Genomic DNA, 14347 nt, shown 5'->3' with positions numbered 1-14347 from the left:
AAATGCTCATGAAAGTCGAGACATCCATCCATCCTTCCTCGGTCGTCGAAGAAGGAGCCCGGCTCGGCGAAGGCGTCCGCATCGGACCCTTCTGCCATATCAGCGCCGATGCAATCATTGGCGATCGTGTGAAACTGGTCAGCCATGTGTCGGTGATGGGCGCCACGACCATCGGGGCCGGGACCAAGGTCTATCCAATGGCGACGCTCGGCGCGCCGCCGCAGAACACCAAGCACAAGGGCGGTCGCACCACCCTGGTCATCGGAGCGAACTGCACCATTCGTGAAGGCGTCACAATGCATGTCGGCACCGACACCAGCCGTGGCGAGACAACTGTCGGCGACAACGGCAACTTCCTCGCCTACGCCCACATCGCCCATGATTGCGTCGTCGGCAAGAACGCCACCTTCGCCAATGGCGCGACGCTCGGCGGACATTGCGAGATTGGCGACAACGTCTATATCGGCGGCCTAAGCGCGGTTCACCAATTCGTGCGCGTCGGCGACAACGCCTTTCTCGGCGGCTGCTCGGCTTTTGTCGGCGATGTCATTCCCTACGCCATTGCCGTCGGCAACCGCGCCAGCCTGCGCGGCTTGAACATCATTGGTCTCAAACGCTCCGGTCTGCCGCGTTCCGAGATCTACCTGCTGCGCAAGGCTTATAGGACGATTTTCGATCGTTCCCGCACCGTCGGTGAGAATGTGGAGCTCGCCAAGGCCGAGTTCGCCGGATCGCCAACGGCCATGAAGATCATTGATTTCATCACCAGTCGCGACAAGCGACACTTTGCCGTCCCATCGCTCAAAGGTGGCGGCGACGAAGACAGCGGCGATGACGAGGCCTGAGCGCGCCGCATCAGCGTTCCAACTCGCGCCGGGCTCGAAGGTCGGCATTATTGCCGGCGGTGGCAGCCTGCCCGTCGAAGTCGCCGATGGCCTGGTCAAGCACGGTTTCGTGCCCTTCATCATCATCGCCGCCGGTGAGGTCGACCGCGAGGCGGACTTCGCGGCCTACGATCAGGAAAAACTCGCGCTGGAAGACATCGGACTGCTGTTTCCGTTGCTGAAGCGCCGGGGCATCACGCACCTTGTCCTGGCCGGCGAGATCAAGCGCAGGCCGCGGCTGAGCAGGATAAAGCCGACATTTGGCCTGCTGGCGATAATTCCCTCCGTGGTCAGAGCGTTGCGACGCGGCGACGACGGCCTGCTGAAGGTGTTGACCCGAGGCCTGGAAAAGCGAGGCGTCAAGGTCGTCGGCGCGCACGAAGTCGTTCCGGAACTGACGGCTGGCGAAGGTCCATTGACGGTGACCGGGCCAAACCAGTCCGACTGGCGTGACATCGAAGCCGCCCGTAAGGCGGCCAAGGCCATCGGCGCACTCGATATCGGACAGGCTGCGATTGCGATTGGAGGTCGAGCCGTCGCCCTCGAAGGCATTGAAGGCACCGCCGGCCTGCTCGACAGAACGCGGGAATTGCGCGGCCACGGCAGGCTGGCCGGCAAGGCGCGCGGCGTGCTGGTCAAATGCGCCAAGCCGGGCCAGGAATTGCGCGCCGACTTGCCCACTATCGGCCCGCAGACCATCGAGGCCGCGCATGCGGCAGGCCTTGCCGGCATAGCCGTCGAAGCCGGCCGTTCGCTTATCCTTGAAGGTCCGACCACGCTTGCTCGCGCCAATGCGCTTGGCCTGTTCATTGTCGGCCTGCCCGCGACGCAAATGGCCAATGGGGAGCCGGCTAATGGTCGCTGACAAGCCGCTCAAGATCGCGATCGTCGCCGGCGAGGAATCCGGCGATCTGCTTGGCGCCGACATCGTGCGGGCACTCGAACGCACGACCGGACGCAAGGTTCAGCTCGCGGGCATTGGCGGCAGGCACTTGCAGCAGCTGGGACTGAACCCGCTCTTCGACGGCGGCGAGATCGCGCTGATGGGTTTTAGCGCGGTGCTGCGCGACCTGCCGCGGCTGATGCGCCGTATCAGCCAGACGGCGGCGATGATCGCGGCCGAGCGGCCCGATTGCCTGGTCACCATCGACAGTCCGGACTTTTCGCTGCGCGTCGCGAAGAAGGTCCGCGCAACGGCGCCGGCCATTCCGATTGTCCACTATGTCTGCCCGAGCGTATGGGCCTGGCGGCCGGGCAGGGCGGTGGCGATGAAGCCCTATGTCGATCACATCCTATGCATCCTGCCCTTCGAGGTGAAGGCGCTTGCCCGTCTTGGCGGGCCGCCCGGTACCTACGTCGGACACCGGCTGACGCAGGATCCGGGCATCCTCGGCGCCGCCAAGGCGCAGAGCCAACCGCGCGACCTGTCCGGCGATCGCGTCAAGACGCTGCTGGTGCTGCCCGGTTCGCGCCGGGGCGAGGTGAGGCGGCTGATCGAGCCGTTCGGCAAGACGATGTCGGCGCTGCGCCAACGCGGCCACCGCCTGCGCTTGCTGTTGCCGACGGTGCCGCATGTCGCCGAGTTGGTGAAGGCCTCGGTCGCCAGCTGGGACGACAAGCTGGAAATCATCACCGAGCCGGAGCGCAAATGGCAGGCCTTCGGCAAGGCCGATGCGGCGTTGATCGCCTCTGGAACGGTTTCGCTGGAACTGGCGCTCGCAGGCGTTCCGATGGTTTCCTGCTACAAGCTCGACCCGATCGCGCGCCAGATTCTGCAGCATATGGTGACGACGTGGTCGGCACTGCTGCCCAATTTGATATCCGACCGCGCGCTGGTGCCGGAATTCTACGATCAATATGTCCGGCCGGAAAACCTAGCCCGGCAGCTGGAAGCCCTGTTTGCCGACACCGGCACGCGCGCCTGGCAAAAGGCGGGCTTTGCAGAGATCGCCCGCCGCATGGCGACCGAGCGGCCCTCGGGCGAGATCGCCGCCGAGGTGGTGATGGGGTGCATCAGGTAGGCAGTAGGCAGTAGGGGCTCTCTTTCTACTGCCTATTCACTATTCCCTATCTCTTGGCAATCGGCACGTAATCGCGTTCCGTGGCGCCGGTGTAGAGCTGGCGCGGGCGGCCGATCTTCTGGTGCGGATCCTCGATCATTTCCTTCCACTGCGCGATCCAGCCGACGGTGCGGGCAACGGCGAACAGCACAGTGAACATGGTGGTGGGGAAGCCCAACGCCTTTAGCGTGATGCCGGAGTAGAAGTCGACATTCGGGTAGAGCTTCTTTTCGATGAAGTAGGCGTCGGTTAGCGCGATCTTTTCCAGCTCCATGGCGATGTCGAGCAACGGATCGTCCTTGATGCCGAGTTCGCCCAGCACCTCATGCGCCGTCTTCTGCATGATCTTGGCGCGCGGATCGTAGTTCTTGTAGACGCGGTGGCCAAAGCCCATCAGCCGGAACGGATCGTTCTTGTCCTTGGCGCGGGCGATGAATTCCGGGATGTGGTCGACATGGCCGATCTCGCCCAGCATGTTGAGCGCTGCTTCGTTGGCCCCGCCATGCGCCGGACCCCACAGGCAGGCAATGCCGGCGGCGATGCAGGCGAACGGGTTGGCGCCCGAGGAACCGGCGAGGCGGACGGTCGAGGTCGAGGCGTTCTGCTCGTGGTCGGCGTGCAGGATGAAGATGCGCTCCATGGCGCGCGCCAGCACCGGATTGATCTTGTATTCCTCGCACGGCACGGCAAAGCACATGTGCAGGAAGTTGGCGGCGAAGTTCAGCTCGTTCTTCGGGTAAATGAACGGCTGGCCGATGTGGTATTTGTAGGCCATTGCCGCGATCGTCGGCATCTTGGCGATCAGGCGCATCGAGGCGACCATGCGCTGGTAAGGATCCGAGATGTCGGTGGAGTCGTGATAGAAGGCCGATAGCGCGCCGACCACGCCGCACATGACGGCCATCGGATGCGCATCGCGGCGGAAGCCGGTGAAGAAGCGCGACATCTGCTCGTGCACCATCGTGTGGCGCGTCACGCGATAGTCGAAGTCCTCCTTCTGCGCCTTGGTCGGGAGTTCACCGTAGAGCAGGAGGTAGCAGACCTCGAGGAAGTCGCCATGTTCGGCAAGCTGGTCGATCGGATAGCCGCGATGCAGCAGGATGCCGGCATCGCCGTCGATGAAGGTGATTGCCGACTCGCAGCTTGCCGTGGAGGTGAAGCCGGGGTCGTAGGTGAAGACGCCGGTCGTGCTGTAGAGCGCGCCGATATCGATCACGTCAGGCCCGGTCGACCCGCTTCGCACCTTGAATTCATGGGTCTTGCCGGCGAGTTCGAGCCTGGCGGTCGACTCATGCGCCTTGCCGCTCGGTTCCAGTTTTGTCGCAGCTTCGCTCATTGCAAACTCCTTTATGTTCCTCATGCCGGCAAGGCAATTCCTGCAAACGACACGTCGAAATCACCGGGATGCGCGAACTTGCCATCGCATTTTAGGAGGTGCGTGCCAGATTGGGCCAAGCCTAATGTTGCACTGCGAAACACACCTTTCAATGCCAATCTTCTTGGGCCAGTTCGCTGCTAATCGATTTGATCTCCAATCCTCGCCAGGCTTTCCTGGCGACCCAACACGGCAAGCACGTCGAACACGCCGGGCGAGGTGCTGCGGCCGGTCAGCGCGGCCCGAAGCGGCTGTGCCACGGCGCCGAGCTTGTGCCCACCGGCCTGCGCAAAGTCGCGGATCGAAGCCTCGGCCGAGGCGGCGCTCCAGTCGCCCTCGACGGCAGACAATGCGCCATGCGCGCCGCGCAGAATCGCGCGCGCATCCGCGTTGAGCAATCCGGCCGCCTTCTCATCCAGCGGCAACGGCCGCTCGGCGAACAGAAACGCCGCTCCGTCGACCAGCTCGACCAGGGTCTTGGCCCGCTCCTTGAGACCGGGCATGGCGGCAAGCAGTTGCGCCTTGCGCCTGTCGTCGAGCTTTGCCGCGAGCGTCGGGCCGCCTTCGAGATAGGGCAAGGTGGCGACGAAGATGTCGAACAACGCATGGTCATCCATCTTGCGCATATGGACGCCGTTCAGCGCCTCGAGCTTGGCGAAGTCGAAGCGCGCCGCGCCCTTGTTGACGTCGCCGATGTCGAACCACGCGACCATATCCTTGACCGACATCACCTCGTCGTCGCCATGGCTCCAGCCGAGCCTGGCCAGATAGTTGAGCAGAGCCTCGGGCAGATAACCCATGGCGCGATAGGCCTCGACGCCGAGCGCGCCGTGCCGCTTCGACAGCTTGGCGCCGTCGGCGCCGTGGATCAGCGGGATGTGCGACATCGACGGCACATCCCAGCCCATGGCGTCGTAGATCACCGTCTGGCGCGCGGCATTGGTCAGGTGATCGTCGCCGCGGATGATGTGGGTGACGCCCATGTCGTGATCGTCGACGACGACGGCATGCATGTAGGTCGGGACGCCGTCGGAACGCAGGATGATGAAGTCGTCGAGATCCTTGTTCGGGAAGCGCACCTCGCCCTGCACGCGGTCGTTGACGATCGTCACGCCTTCGGTCGGCGCCTTGATGCGGATCGCACCCTTGACGCCTGCCGGCGCCTCGGAGGGGCCGCGGTCGCGCCACTGGCCGTTGTAGCGCGGCGGCAGGCCCTTGGCGCGGGCCGCCTCGCGCATCGCCTCCAGCTCGGCCGGCGTCTCATAGGCGTAATAGGCCTTGCCCATGCGCACGAGCTCCTCGGCGACCTCGCGATGACGCGGCGCGCGCTCGAACTGCGAGACGGCCTCGCCGTCCCAGGAGAGGCCAAGCCAGGTCAGCCCGTCGAGAATGGCGGCGGTGGCAGCTTCGGTGGAGCGTTCGCGATCGGTATCCTCGATGCGCAACAGCATCGTGCCGGCGGTGTGCCTGGCATAGAGCCAGTTGAACAGCGCCGTACGCGCCCCGCCAATATGCAGGTAGCCTGTGGGCGAGGGGGCAAAACGGGTGACGACCTTGTCGGACATGGAACTCTCGAGGAAGCACTGAAAAAATGCATGTTTCGCGCGGACTTCCACGCGACCGGCGTTCATGTAGCATAGGCGGTCTGGGGCGCAAGGGGCAGACCCGATGGCTGGACGTGGCCGGGGCGCGGAGGAGGGCGGGGGAACGACAGCTGGCGTCAGCGAACGCCTGATGTTTGCCCATGCCGCGCCCGAAGAGGGAGCGCCGGTTTCGCTTCCGGAGCCGCGGGCACCTACCGAGTTTATGCCCCCCGGTGACGGTGCAATAACGGCGAGCGTCGGCCGAATCCGCAAACAGCTTGGCCGCGCCTCGCTTCCCGCATTGCGCCGAAGCATCGGCACCGCTGCCGCCACCGAGCTCGACCGCGGCATCGGCTTCCTGCTGGTGCCGGTGTTTTTGGCCGCCGGCGTCATCTATTACTTCTCGCTGAGCGTCGAGCCGGATCTCTACAGGCCGCTTGCGGCAGTGGCCCTGATGGCAGTCTGCGCGGCGGTCTCACATTCCCGGCACAGAACGCACCTTGTCTTCATGGCGGCGTTTTTCTGCGCCTTGGGCTTTCTCGCGGCCAAGGTCGAGACCTGGCGGATGGCAACCCCGATGCTGGGTTCGGAAATCCAGACACGGCTGATGGGTCGCCTCGTCACCGCCGAGGCGATGGCCAATGGCCGTGTCCGGCTCACCATAGATCTCATATCCACGGAGGATCCGAAGCTGCGCTATGCGCCGGACCGCGTCCGGCTGTCGGCCCGCAGGATCCCGCCCGGCATGACAGCCGGGTCGATGCTGACCGGCTATGCCAAGCTGCTGCCGCCGACAGGTCCGGTTCGGCCGGACAGCTACGACTTTTCCTTCGACAGCTATTTTGCCGGCATTGGCGGCAGCGGCTTTTTCCTGGGTGATCCAAAGCTGATTGCGCCGGTGGAGGCGCCGTTTGGCGCGCGCATCGCATCGGCAGTGGAAAACGCGCGCGAAGGAATCGCCGATCACATCAGGAGCGCCATCGGCGGGTCCGAAGGCGAGATCGCAGCGGCGCTGATCGTCGGCGTTCGTGCCGGCATTCCGGAAGCCATCAACGAGTCGATGCGGCGAACCGGCATCTACCACATCATCTCGATCTCAGGCCTGCATATGGCGCTGGTCGCCGGCACGATCATGGTCCTTTTGCGCGGCGCCTTCGCGCTGTTTCCGGATTTCTCGTCGCGGCGGCCGGTGAAGAAATATGCCGCTGCAATCGCGCTGCTCTCGATCGCCGCCTACCTCGTGATCTCCGGCATCGTGGTGGCGGCCGAGCGGAGTTTCATCATGCTGGCCGTGATGCTCGCCGCCGTGCTCTTCGACCGCGCGGCGCTCACCATGCGCAACCTGGCGATCTCGGCCATCGCCGTTATCCTTGTCTCGCCGCACGAAGTGGTCGGCCCGAGCTTCCAGATGTCCTTCGCCGCCACCGCTGCGCTGGTCGGCGCCTATGCCGGTTTTGCCGACTATCGCGCCGGCAAAACGACCGCGCCGCCGGCAAAGCGTTCGTTCCTCGGCTTCGTATCGCGAAAACTGGCGATTGGAGTAGGTGGTGCCGCCGTGACGTCGCTCATCGCGGGCAGCGCGACATTGTTGTTTGCGATCTGGCACTTCCAGCGCGTATCGCCGCTCAGCCTGCTGGCCAATCTGTCGGTCATGCCGATCGTCTCACTGATCGTCATGCCGTTCGCCGTGTTGAGCGCGCTGGCCATGCCCTTCGGCTTCGACGGCCCCTTCCTCTTTGTCATGGGCAAAGGCCTGACGGCGATGATCGCCATTTCGGCGTGGATCTCCGAGCGCTCACCAGTCGACGCCGTCGGGCTGATCTCGATCCAGTCGGTGCTGCTGGCGACGGTCGCGCTGGTCATCGCGACGATGGCCACCACCTGGCTGAGGCTTGCCGCCGTACCCTTCGCGCTCGCCGCGCTGCTGGCCATTCCGCATGTCCGCGCCCCGGATGTGCTTGTCTCGGAGGATGCGCATCTGGTGGCGATGCCGATCGGCGGCGGCGAGCTTGCCATCAACCGCACGCGCTCCAACGACTTCACCACGGACAACTGGAAACGGGCGCTGAAAGCCGAGGAAATCGTACCGCCGGAGACGTTCGCTAAAGACGCCCTCGACATCGCCGATCCCGTCGACCTGCCGCCCGGCTCGCCCTTCTACTGCATCGGCGACCTCTGCATCGGCCGGCATCCTTCCGGTGCCATCGTCGCGCTCGCCGAGAACCGCGCCAGCGCCCGGCCTGCTTGCGGTTTCGCCGACCTCATCGTCATCGACGACGCCACGGCCTACAATCCATGCCGCGATCCGCGCGTGCTCGTCGTCACCAAGCGGCAGCTGGCACGCGACGGCAGCGCCGCCATCTTCTTTGATCCGCAATCGGCAACCGCGCGGCCAACCGTTCGCTACGCGGTCGAAGAACCGTACCGACCCTGGCACGAGCAGCGGAAATACGCGCGTGAGGCGAGGGGGCTGCCGCCCTATCAACGACCGGAAAAGCCGGCGGTCGCGCCGCAGCCTACAGAATAGATGGCACACAGTTCCGGCGAAGACCGCCGCGCGGTTCTGCTCAGTAACGGCGGATGAGTCCGACGAGCTTACCCTGAACCTTGACCCGGTCCGGTCCGAAGATACGGGTCTCGTACGCCGGGTTGGCGGCCTCGAGCGCGATCGAGGCACCCTTGCGACGAAACCGCTTCAGGGTCGCTTCCTCGTCGTCGACCAGCGCCACCACGATCTCGCCCGGACTTGCCGTATTGGCGTTGCGGATTATGACCGTATCGCCGTCGAAGATACCGGCCTCGATCATCGAGTCGCCCTTGACCTCCAGCGCATAATGCTCGCCGCCCATGATCATGTCCGGCGGCACCGAGATCGAATGCGTCTGGTGCTGGATGGCGTCTATCGGCACGCCAGCGGCGATGCGGCCCATCACCGGAATGGACACGGCCGAAACAGCGTCGTCGTCATTGCTGGGTGTCGGCGTGCGCGACGGCGCCGCCGGCTTGACCTGGCGTCCGAGATTGCCCTGGCCGCCCTGGATGACGCTCGGCGAAAACTTTCTCGCGGCATTCAGGCCAGGCGCGATCGAGTCGGGCAGCCGCAGCACTTCAAGCGCGCGCGCCCGGTTCGGCAGCCGGCGAATGAAGCCGCGCTCTTCCAGCGCCGTGATCAGCCGATGGATGCCCGATTTGGAGGCGAGGTCGAGCGCTTCCTTCATCTCGTCGAAAGACGGCGGAATCCCGCTCTCCTTGAGGCGTTCATGGATGAACATCAGCAGTTCATGTTGTTTGCGCGTCAGCATGGCGGCCCCCTTGGGTTCTGAAACCGGAATCAGAAAAACAAACCCAGAACAAACACTATCTGTTCCAGTTGTGTTCCGCAACCGTTTAAAGTTTAGTGAATTTGTTGAGGCTTCGGAAACAATGTTGCATCCAAGGGATACCTGGCCGAGTCAGGTCAGCGGTATCATTGATTCCGCTCGATTATGCGGCCCTCCTTAAGCTGAAGCGCGGTCGAACACCATCACAAAGGCGCGGGCGGGATCGCTTCGGCTCTTGCGCGAACGTGCTTCACCGTGAACGAAACGGACCCAAAATGCCAACTTCGGCAATGAATCCGATCCATGGTCTTCGCCGTCTATGGACCAGCTAACATAGCGCAGAAGGTTCTTGCCGTGGCACGGACGGTGGTGAGACAACCGCCCTTGGCCAACCGTGAGAGGCGCCATGCCGAAATGGAGGCGGCAGCATGATGGGGGGAATTCCTGATCTCGCCGAGATCGAGGCGATGGATGCAGCGGATCCGCTGCGCGCCCTGCGCGATCGCTTCGTCCTGCCGGAGGGGGTGATCTACCTCGACGGGAATTCGTTGGGAGCGGCCTCGCACGCCGCATTCGACGAGTTGCGCAAGGCAGCTGCCGAGGAGTGGGCGCATGACCTCATTCGTGCCTGGAACAAGGACGGATGGTTCGACATGCCGGTCGAGCTGGGCGACCAGCTCGGGCGCCTGATCGGCGCGGCGCCGGGCCAGACCGTGGTCTGCGACACCACGTCGATCAACATCTACAAAGTGCTGCACGCGGCGATGGCGATGCGGCCGGACCGAACCGTGATCGTTGCCGAGGGCGACAGTTTTCCGACCGATATCTATATGGCCGAAGGCGTGGCCTCGACCGGAAAGAACACTGTCCTGCGCCTGGCTGGCGTGGACGCGCCGAGCATCGAGGAACTGATCGACGGACGCGTGGCGGTGGTGTTGGTCAACCACGTCAATTACAAATCCGGCGAGTTGCGCGACATGGCGGCGCTTACGCGCATGGCGCATGACGCGGGTGCGCTGATCGTATGGGATCTCTGCCACAGCGCGGGCGCCATGCCGGTTGAACTTGACAGGGCAAGCGCCGATTTCGCCGTCGGCTGCACCTATAAATATCTCAATGGCGGGCCAGGTTCTCCTGCCTTCATCTATGCGGCCGAGCGGCATCTTGCCGATGTGCGGCAGCCGCTCAGCGGGTGGTGGAGCCATGCACGGCCGTTCGCCTTCGAGCAAGCCTATGCGCCAGGCACCGGCATCCGCCGATTTCTGTGCGGCACGCAGCCGGTCCTGTCGATGCGGACGCTGAAAGGCGCGCTCGACATCTGGAACGGCGTGGACCTGGCGACGGTGCGGAGGAAGAGCATTGCGCTGGCCGATCTGTTCATCGAACTCGTCGAAGCACGGTGCGGCGGTTACGATCTTACGCTGGAAAGCACCCGCGACGGCGCCAAACGCGGCAGCCAGATTTCCTTCATTCACCAGCATGGCTACCAGATCATGCGGGCCCTGATCGAACGCGGCGTGATCGGTGATTTTCGGGCGCCGTCGACCATGCGCTTCGGTTTTACCCCGCTCTATGTCGGCTACAGGGATGTGTGGAATGCCGTCGAAGTGCTCGAAGACATCTTGCGGACCGGCGTCTGGCGAGAAGCCCGCTTCGCGGTCAAGACAACCGTTACCTGACCGCGGCGATGCCAATCAAAACCACTCGACATTGAGCTGATCGTGGAGGGGCCGTTGCTCGGACACCGTATTGCCGACTGGGACAACGCCTATGCCAACGGCGCGAACATCGCCGGCGGCGACCGCTGGCCCGCGGCTTGGGATCAACCGGCGCGGGCCTTTAGGGAAAAGCTGTTGGCGCAAGGCAGGGCGCGGTTCGATATCGTGTATGGCGAAGCGCCGCGCAACCGGTTCGATCTGTTTCTCCCACCTGCTGTGCCAAAGGGGCTCGTCGTGTTCATCCATGGCGGTTACTGGATGGAATCAGACAAGTCGTCCTGGTCGCATCTGGCTGGAGGTGCGGTCGGCCACGGTTTTGCCGTCGCCATGCCCTCTTACACGCTTTGCCCGCAGACCAGGATCAGCGGCATCGTCAACGAGGTTGCGGCAGCGATCGAGAAGGCGGCGGCGATGGTCGATGGTCCGCTGGTGCTGACCGGGCACTCGGCCGGCGGGCATCTCGCCAGCCGGATGGTGACCGCGGCCTCGCCGCTGTCGTCCGATGTGACGCGGCGCATACGCCAGGTCGTTTCGATTTCAGGCCTGCACGACCTTCGGCCGCTGATGTTCACCGCACTGAACGAGACCCTGAACATCGACGAGAAGGAAGCGTTGAGCGAAAGCCCGGCTTTGCTGCGGCCTCGGCGGGGAGCCCGCATCACCTGTTGGGTCGGCGGCGGCGAGCGTTCGGAATTCCTGCGCCAGAGTACATTGCTTGCCAACATCTGGACCGGGCTCGGCGCTGTAACCCATTCAGTGGTCGAGCCGGACCGGCATCATTTCAATGTCGTCGATGGTCTCGCCGACCCGGATCATCCCCTCACTCGCGCACTGATCGCCGAATAGAGCAATTCGGCAGTGTGGACGGTTTCGGTCGAGAATTGCGTTAAAACGGCGGGATAGACCGGCTCAGCGCAGCATCAGCACGCTGCACTCGGCGCCGACCTGCGCGGCGGGCGCGAAGGGCTGGCGCACGATCAGGCCGTTGGCGTCGGCAAGCATGCGCAGCATCGAGGAGTCCTGGATGCCGAAAGGCGTCGCGACCAGGGTGCCGGCGTCCTCGCGCACGATGGCGCGCACGTAGTCCTGCCTGAAATCGTTGGCCTGCATCGCGGCGCCCAGCTTGGCCGTTCGCACGTCCTGCCGGTGATCGCGGCCGCCGAGCCTGGCAAGCAGCGGCTTCAAGAAGAGTTGCGAGCAGACGATGCTTGCCACCGGATTGCCGGGCAGGCCGATGCAACGGACATTGCCAAGCCGGCCAAACATCAGCGGTTTGCCGGGGCGCATGGCGATCTTCCAGAAGTCGAGCTTCATGCCTTCGCCGGTCAGCACGTCATGGATCAGGTCGTGGTCGCCGACCGAGGCGCCGCCGAGCGTGACGATAACATCGGCGTTCGCCTCGACCGCTTTCCTGACCAGCGCGGCGATCGCCTCCTGGCGGTCGGCGGCGATGCCGAGATCGAGCGCGCGCGCGCCGACCGACTGGGCGGCGGCAACGACGCCATAGGCGTTGGACGAAATGATCTGGTCGGGACCGAGCGCGCTGCCTGGCGGCAGCAATTCGTCGCCGGTGGCGATGATCGCAACCAGCGGCCGCCGCACGACGTTCAAGGCGGGGTGATTGGCCGACGCCGCCAGCGAAAGGGCCGCCGCGTCGAGCGCGCGGCCTTTTTCGAGCAGCAGGTCGCCTTGGCCGAAGTCGAGCCCGCGGCGACGGACATTGCGTCCTTCGGCGGTCGGCTCCGTCACTTCGATCTGGCGGTTGCCAAGGTCGCGGACGTTTTCCTGGATGACGATGGTGTCGGCGCCTTCAGGCAGCGGCGCACCGGTAAAGATGCGCACGGCCTGGCCTTTGCCGACGGTCCCGGAGAAACCGCGCCCGGCGGGCGCCATGCCTATGACCTCGAGTTCAGCCGGCGCTGAAGCGACATCGGCAGATCTTGCAGCATAGCCGTCCATGGCCGAGGCGTTGAACGGCGGCTGCGTGCGTAGCGCCACGACCGGCTCCGCCAGGACTCGCCCAGCCGCTTCGGCGAGCGGAATGCTTTCGCCGGGTAATGGCGCAGCACCGTCGAGCAGGCGTTCGAGCGCTTCGGCGACCGGAACCAAGGCCATCAGGCATCCACCTTGTAGTCGCCGGACTTGCCGCCTGTCTTCTCGACCAGCCGGATGCCGGAAATCACCATGCCGCGGTCCGCCGCCTTGGCCATGTCGTAGATGGTGAGGCAGGCGACCGACGCCGCGGTCAGCGCCTCCATCTCCACGCCGGTCTTGCCGGTCACGCGGGCAAGCGCGGTGACTCTGAGGCCAGGCAGCGTGCGGTCCGGCTCGATCTCGACGGCAATTTTTGTCAGAAGCAGCGGATGGCAGAGCGGGATCAGCTCATGCGTTTTCTTTGCGGCCATGATACCGGCGATACGGGCTGTGCCCAGCACATCGCCCTTCTTGGCATCGCCGGCGAGAATCATCTCCAGCGTTTCCGGCCGCATCGAGACAAAACCTTCGGCGATCGCCGTGCGGGTCGTCTCGGTCTTGTCGCCGACATCGACCATATTGGCTTCGCCCTTGGCGCCAAGATGGGTGAGGGCCATCTCAGATGGCCTCGGCCGCTGCCTTGCCTGTCAGCAGAAGCTCGGTCGCCGCGGCCACGTTCGCTTGCCGCATCAGGCTCTCGCCGACCAGGAAGGTGCTGATGCCGGTCTTCTGCATCCTGAGGCAGTCGTCGTGGGTGAAGATGCCGCTCTCGCTGACCAGCAGGTAGCCGCCGGGCACCATTCTCGCCAGCCGCTCGGAAGTCTCAAGGCTGGTCTCGAAGGTCCGCAGATTGCGGTTGTTGATACCGATCAGTCGCGACGACAATTTTAGCGCGCGCTCCGTTTCGGCCTCGTCATGGACCTCGATTAGCGCGTCCATCCCGAGTTCGAAGGCGATAGCTTCCAATTCGCTTGCCAGAGCATCGTCCACGCTTGCCATGATGATCAGGATGGCGTCTGCGCCCCAGGCTCGTGCTTCGTAGACCTGGTAAGGGTCGAATAGGAAATCCTTACGCAATGCGGGCAGGGACACCGCCTTGCGCGCCTTGGTGAGAAATTCCGGCGCGCCCTGGAAGGATGGCGCGTCGGTCAGCACCGAAAGGCAGGCCGCGCCACCTTTCTGATAGGCCTTGGCCAAGGCTGGCGGGTCGAAATCGGCGCGGATCAGCCCCTTGGAGGGGCTGGCCTTCTTGATTTCGGCAATCAACGCGAAGCAGCCGCCCCGGCGCTTGGCCTCGAGCGCAGCAAGGAAGCCGCGCGGCGGCTCGGCGTCCCTGGCCTTCGCCTTGATCTCGGCGAGCGGCATGGCGAGCTTGGCTGCCGCGATCTCGTCGCGCTTGTAGGCTTCGATCTTGCGCAGGATGTCCGACAAGG

At 64.3% G+C, this 14347-nt stretch carries 12 protein-coding genes; 6 read left to right on the top strand and 6 right to left on the bottom strand.

The features are described 5' to 3' along the window. The first annotated feature begins 8 nt into the window (after positions 1 to 8). From lpxA to lpxB, 3 genes are read left to right on the top strand one after another with little or no spacing between them, the layout of a single operon-like run. On the top strand, positions 9 to 845 hold the full coding sequence (gene lpxA / locus FJW07_RS12795) for an acyl-ACP--UDP-N-acetylglucosamine O-acyltransferase (protein WP_140856781.1): 837 nt from the start codon (positions 9 to 11) through the stop codon (positions 843 to 845). Further along, positions 832 to 1749: a UDP-2,3-diacylglucosamine diphosphatase LpxI gene (gene lpxI, locus FJW07_RS12790; RefSeq protein WP_140642675.1), complete on the top strand. Its 918-nt coding sequence runs from the start codon at positions 832 to 834 to the stop codon at positions 1747 to 1749. Before lpxA ends, lpxI begins: the two co-directional genes overlap by 14 nt. After that, complete coding sequence (gene lpxB, locus FJW07_RS12785; protein WP_140856779.1) at positions 1739 to 2905, top strand: lipid-A-disaccharide synthase; 1167 nt, start codon at positions 1739 to 1741, stop codon at positions 2903 to 2905. The genes lpxI and lpxB overlap by 11 nt, the downstream gene beginning before the upstream one ends. 46 nt (positions 2906 to 2951) lie before the next feature. On the opposite strand, the gene gltA is transcribed toward lpxB, so the two are convergent. Both gltA and gltX read right to left on the bottom strand, forming a co-directional pair. Continuing rightward, complete coding sequence (gene gltA / locus FJW07_RS12780) at positions 2952 to 4280, bottom strand: citrate synthase (RefSeq protein ID WP_140653109.1); 1329 nt, start codon at positions 4278 to 4280, stop codon at positions 2952 to 2954. 179 nt (positions 4281 to 4459) lie between these two features. After that, positions 4460 to 5884, bottom strand: a complete 1425-nt coding sequence (gene gltX, locus FJW07_RS12775; RefSeq protein ID WP_140856777.1) for a glutamate--tRNA ligase — start codon at positions 5882 to 5884, stop codon at positions 4460 to 4462. 103 nt (positions 5885 to 5987) lie between these two features. Here gltX and FJW07_RS12770 point away from each other — a divergent pair, with 103 nt between their 5' ends. Continuing rightward, positions 5988 to 8429 carry a ComEC/Rec2 family competence protein gene (locus tag FJW07_RS12770; protein WP_140856775.1) on the top strand — a complete coding sequence of 814 codons (2442 nt, stop codon included), beginning with the start codon at positions 5988 to 5990 and terminating at the stop codon, positions 8427 to 8429. Between the two features lie 40 nt (positions 8430 to 8469). Here the strand turns inward: FJW07_RS12770 and lexA are convergent, their stop codons facing one another. Next, the gene (lexA, locus tag FJW07_RS12765; RefSeq protein ID WP_140642666.1) at positions 8470 to 9204 is read right to left on the bottom strand and encodes a transcriptional repressor LexA; all 735 of its coding nucleotides are present in this window, start codon (positions 9202 to 9204) and stop codon (positions 8470 to 8472) included. 449 nt (positions 9205 to 9653) lie between these two features. Here lexA and kynU point away from each other — a divergent pair, with 449 nt between their 5' ends. Together kynU and FJW07_RS12755 are read left to right on the top strand one after the other, a co-directional pair. Continuing rightward, positions 9654 to 10901 (top strand): kynureninase, encoded by a 1248-nt coding sequence (kynU, locus tag FJW07_RS12760; RefSeq protein ID WP_140857153.1) that lies wholly within the window; start codon positions 9654 to 9656, stop codon positions 10899 to 10901. 54 nt (positions 10902 to 10955) lie between these two features. Next, positions 10956 to 11786 carry an alpha/beta hydrolase gene (locus tag FJW07_RS12755; protein WP_140856773.1) on the top strand — a complete coding sequence of 277 codons (831 nt, stop codon included), beginning with the start codon at positions 10956 to 10958 and terminating at the stop codon, positions 11784 to 11786. 63 nt (positions 11787 to 11849) lie between these two features. On the opposite strand, the gene glp is transcribed toward FJW07_RS12755, so the two are convergent. From glp to trpC, 3 genes are read right to left on the bottom strand one after another with little or no spacing between them, the layout of a single operon-like run. Beyond that, positions 11850 to 13055: a gephyrin-like molybdotransferase Glp gene (gene glp, locus FJW07_RS12750; protein ID WP_140856770.1), complete on the bottom strand. Its 1206-nt coding sequence runs from the start codon at positions 13053 to 13055 to the stop codon at positions 11850 to 11852. After that, positions 13055 to 13531 (bottom strand): cyclic pyranopterin monophosphate synthase MoaC, encoded by a 477-nt coding sequence (gene moaC, locus FJW07_RS12745; RefSeq protein ID WP_140856768.1) that lies wholly within the window; start codon positions 13529 to 13531, stop codon positions 13055 to 13057. The genes glp and moaC overlap by 1 nt, the downstream gene beginning before the upstream one ends. Before the next feature lies 1 nt (position 13532). Next, positions 13533 to 14345: an indole-3-glycerol phosphate synthase TrpC gene (trpC, locus tag FJW07_RS12740; protein ID WP_140856766.1), complete on the bottom strand. Its 813-nt coding sequence runs from the start codon at positions 14343 to 14345 to the stop codon at positions 13533 to 13535. Between the last annotated feature and the right edge of the window lie 2 nt (positions 14346 to 14347).

The organism is Mesorhizobium sp. B3-1-9 (assembly GCF_006439595.1).
GTDB lineage: Bacteria > Pseudomonadota > Alphaproteobacteria > Rhizobiales > Rhizobiaceae > Mesorhizobium.
This window is presented reverse-complemented; position numbering and strand designations above follow the sequence as displayed.

Coding starts and splice junctions, on each gene's coding strand:
- moaC (WP_140856768.1), bottom strand. CDS start 13,531: ATGGCCCTCACCCATCTTGGCGCCAAGGGCGAAGCCAATATGGTCGAT.
- lexA (WP_140642666.1), bottom strand. CDS start 9,204: ATGCTGACGCGCAAACAACATGAACTGCTGATGTTCATCCATGAACGC.
- gltA (WP_140653109.1), bottom strand. CDS start 4,280: ATGAGCGAAGCTGCGACAAAACTGGAACCGAGCGGCAAGGCGCATGAG.
- kynU (WP_140857153.1), top strand. CDS start 9,654: ATGGGGGGAATTCCTGATCTCGCCGAGATCGAGGCGATGGATGCAGCG.
- lpxB (WP_140856779.1), top strand. CDS start 1,739: ATGGTCGCTGACAAGCCGCTCAAGATCGCGATCGTCGCCGGCGAGGAA.
- gltX (WP_140856777.1), bottom strand. CDS start 5,884: ATGTCCGACAAGGTCGTCACCCGTTTTGCCCCCTCGCCCACAGGCTAC.
- FJW07_RS12770 (WP_140856775.1), top strand. CDS start 5,988: ATGGCTGGACGTGGCCGGGGCGCGGAGGAGGGCGGGGGAACGACAGCT.
- lpxI (WP_140642675.1), top strand. CDS start 832: ATGACGAGGCCTGAGCGCGCCGCATCAGCGTTCCAACTCGCGCCGGGC.
- glp (WP_140856770.1), bottom strand. CDS start 13,055: ATGGCCTTGGTTCCGGTCGCCGAAGCGCTCGAACGCCTGCTCGACGGT.
- lpxA (WP_140856781.1), top strand. CDS start 9: ATGAAAGTCGAGACATCCATCCATCCTTCCTCGGTCGTCGAAGAAGGA.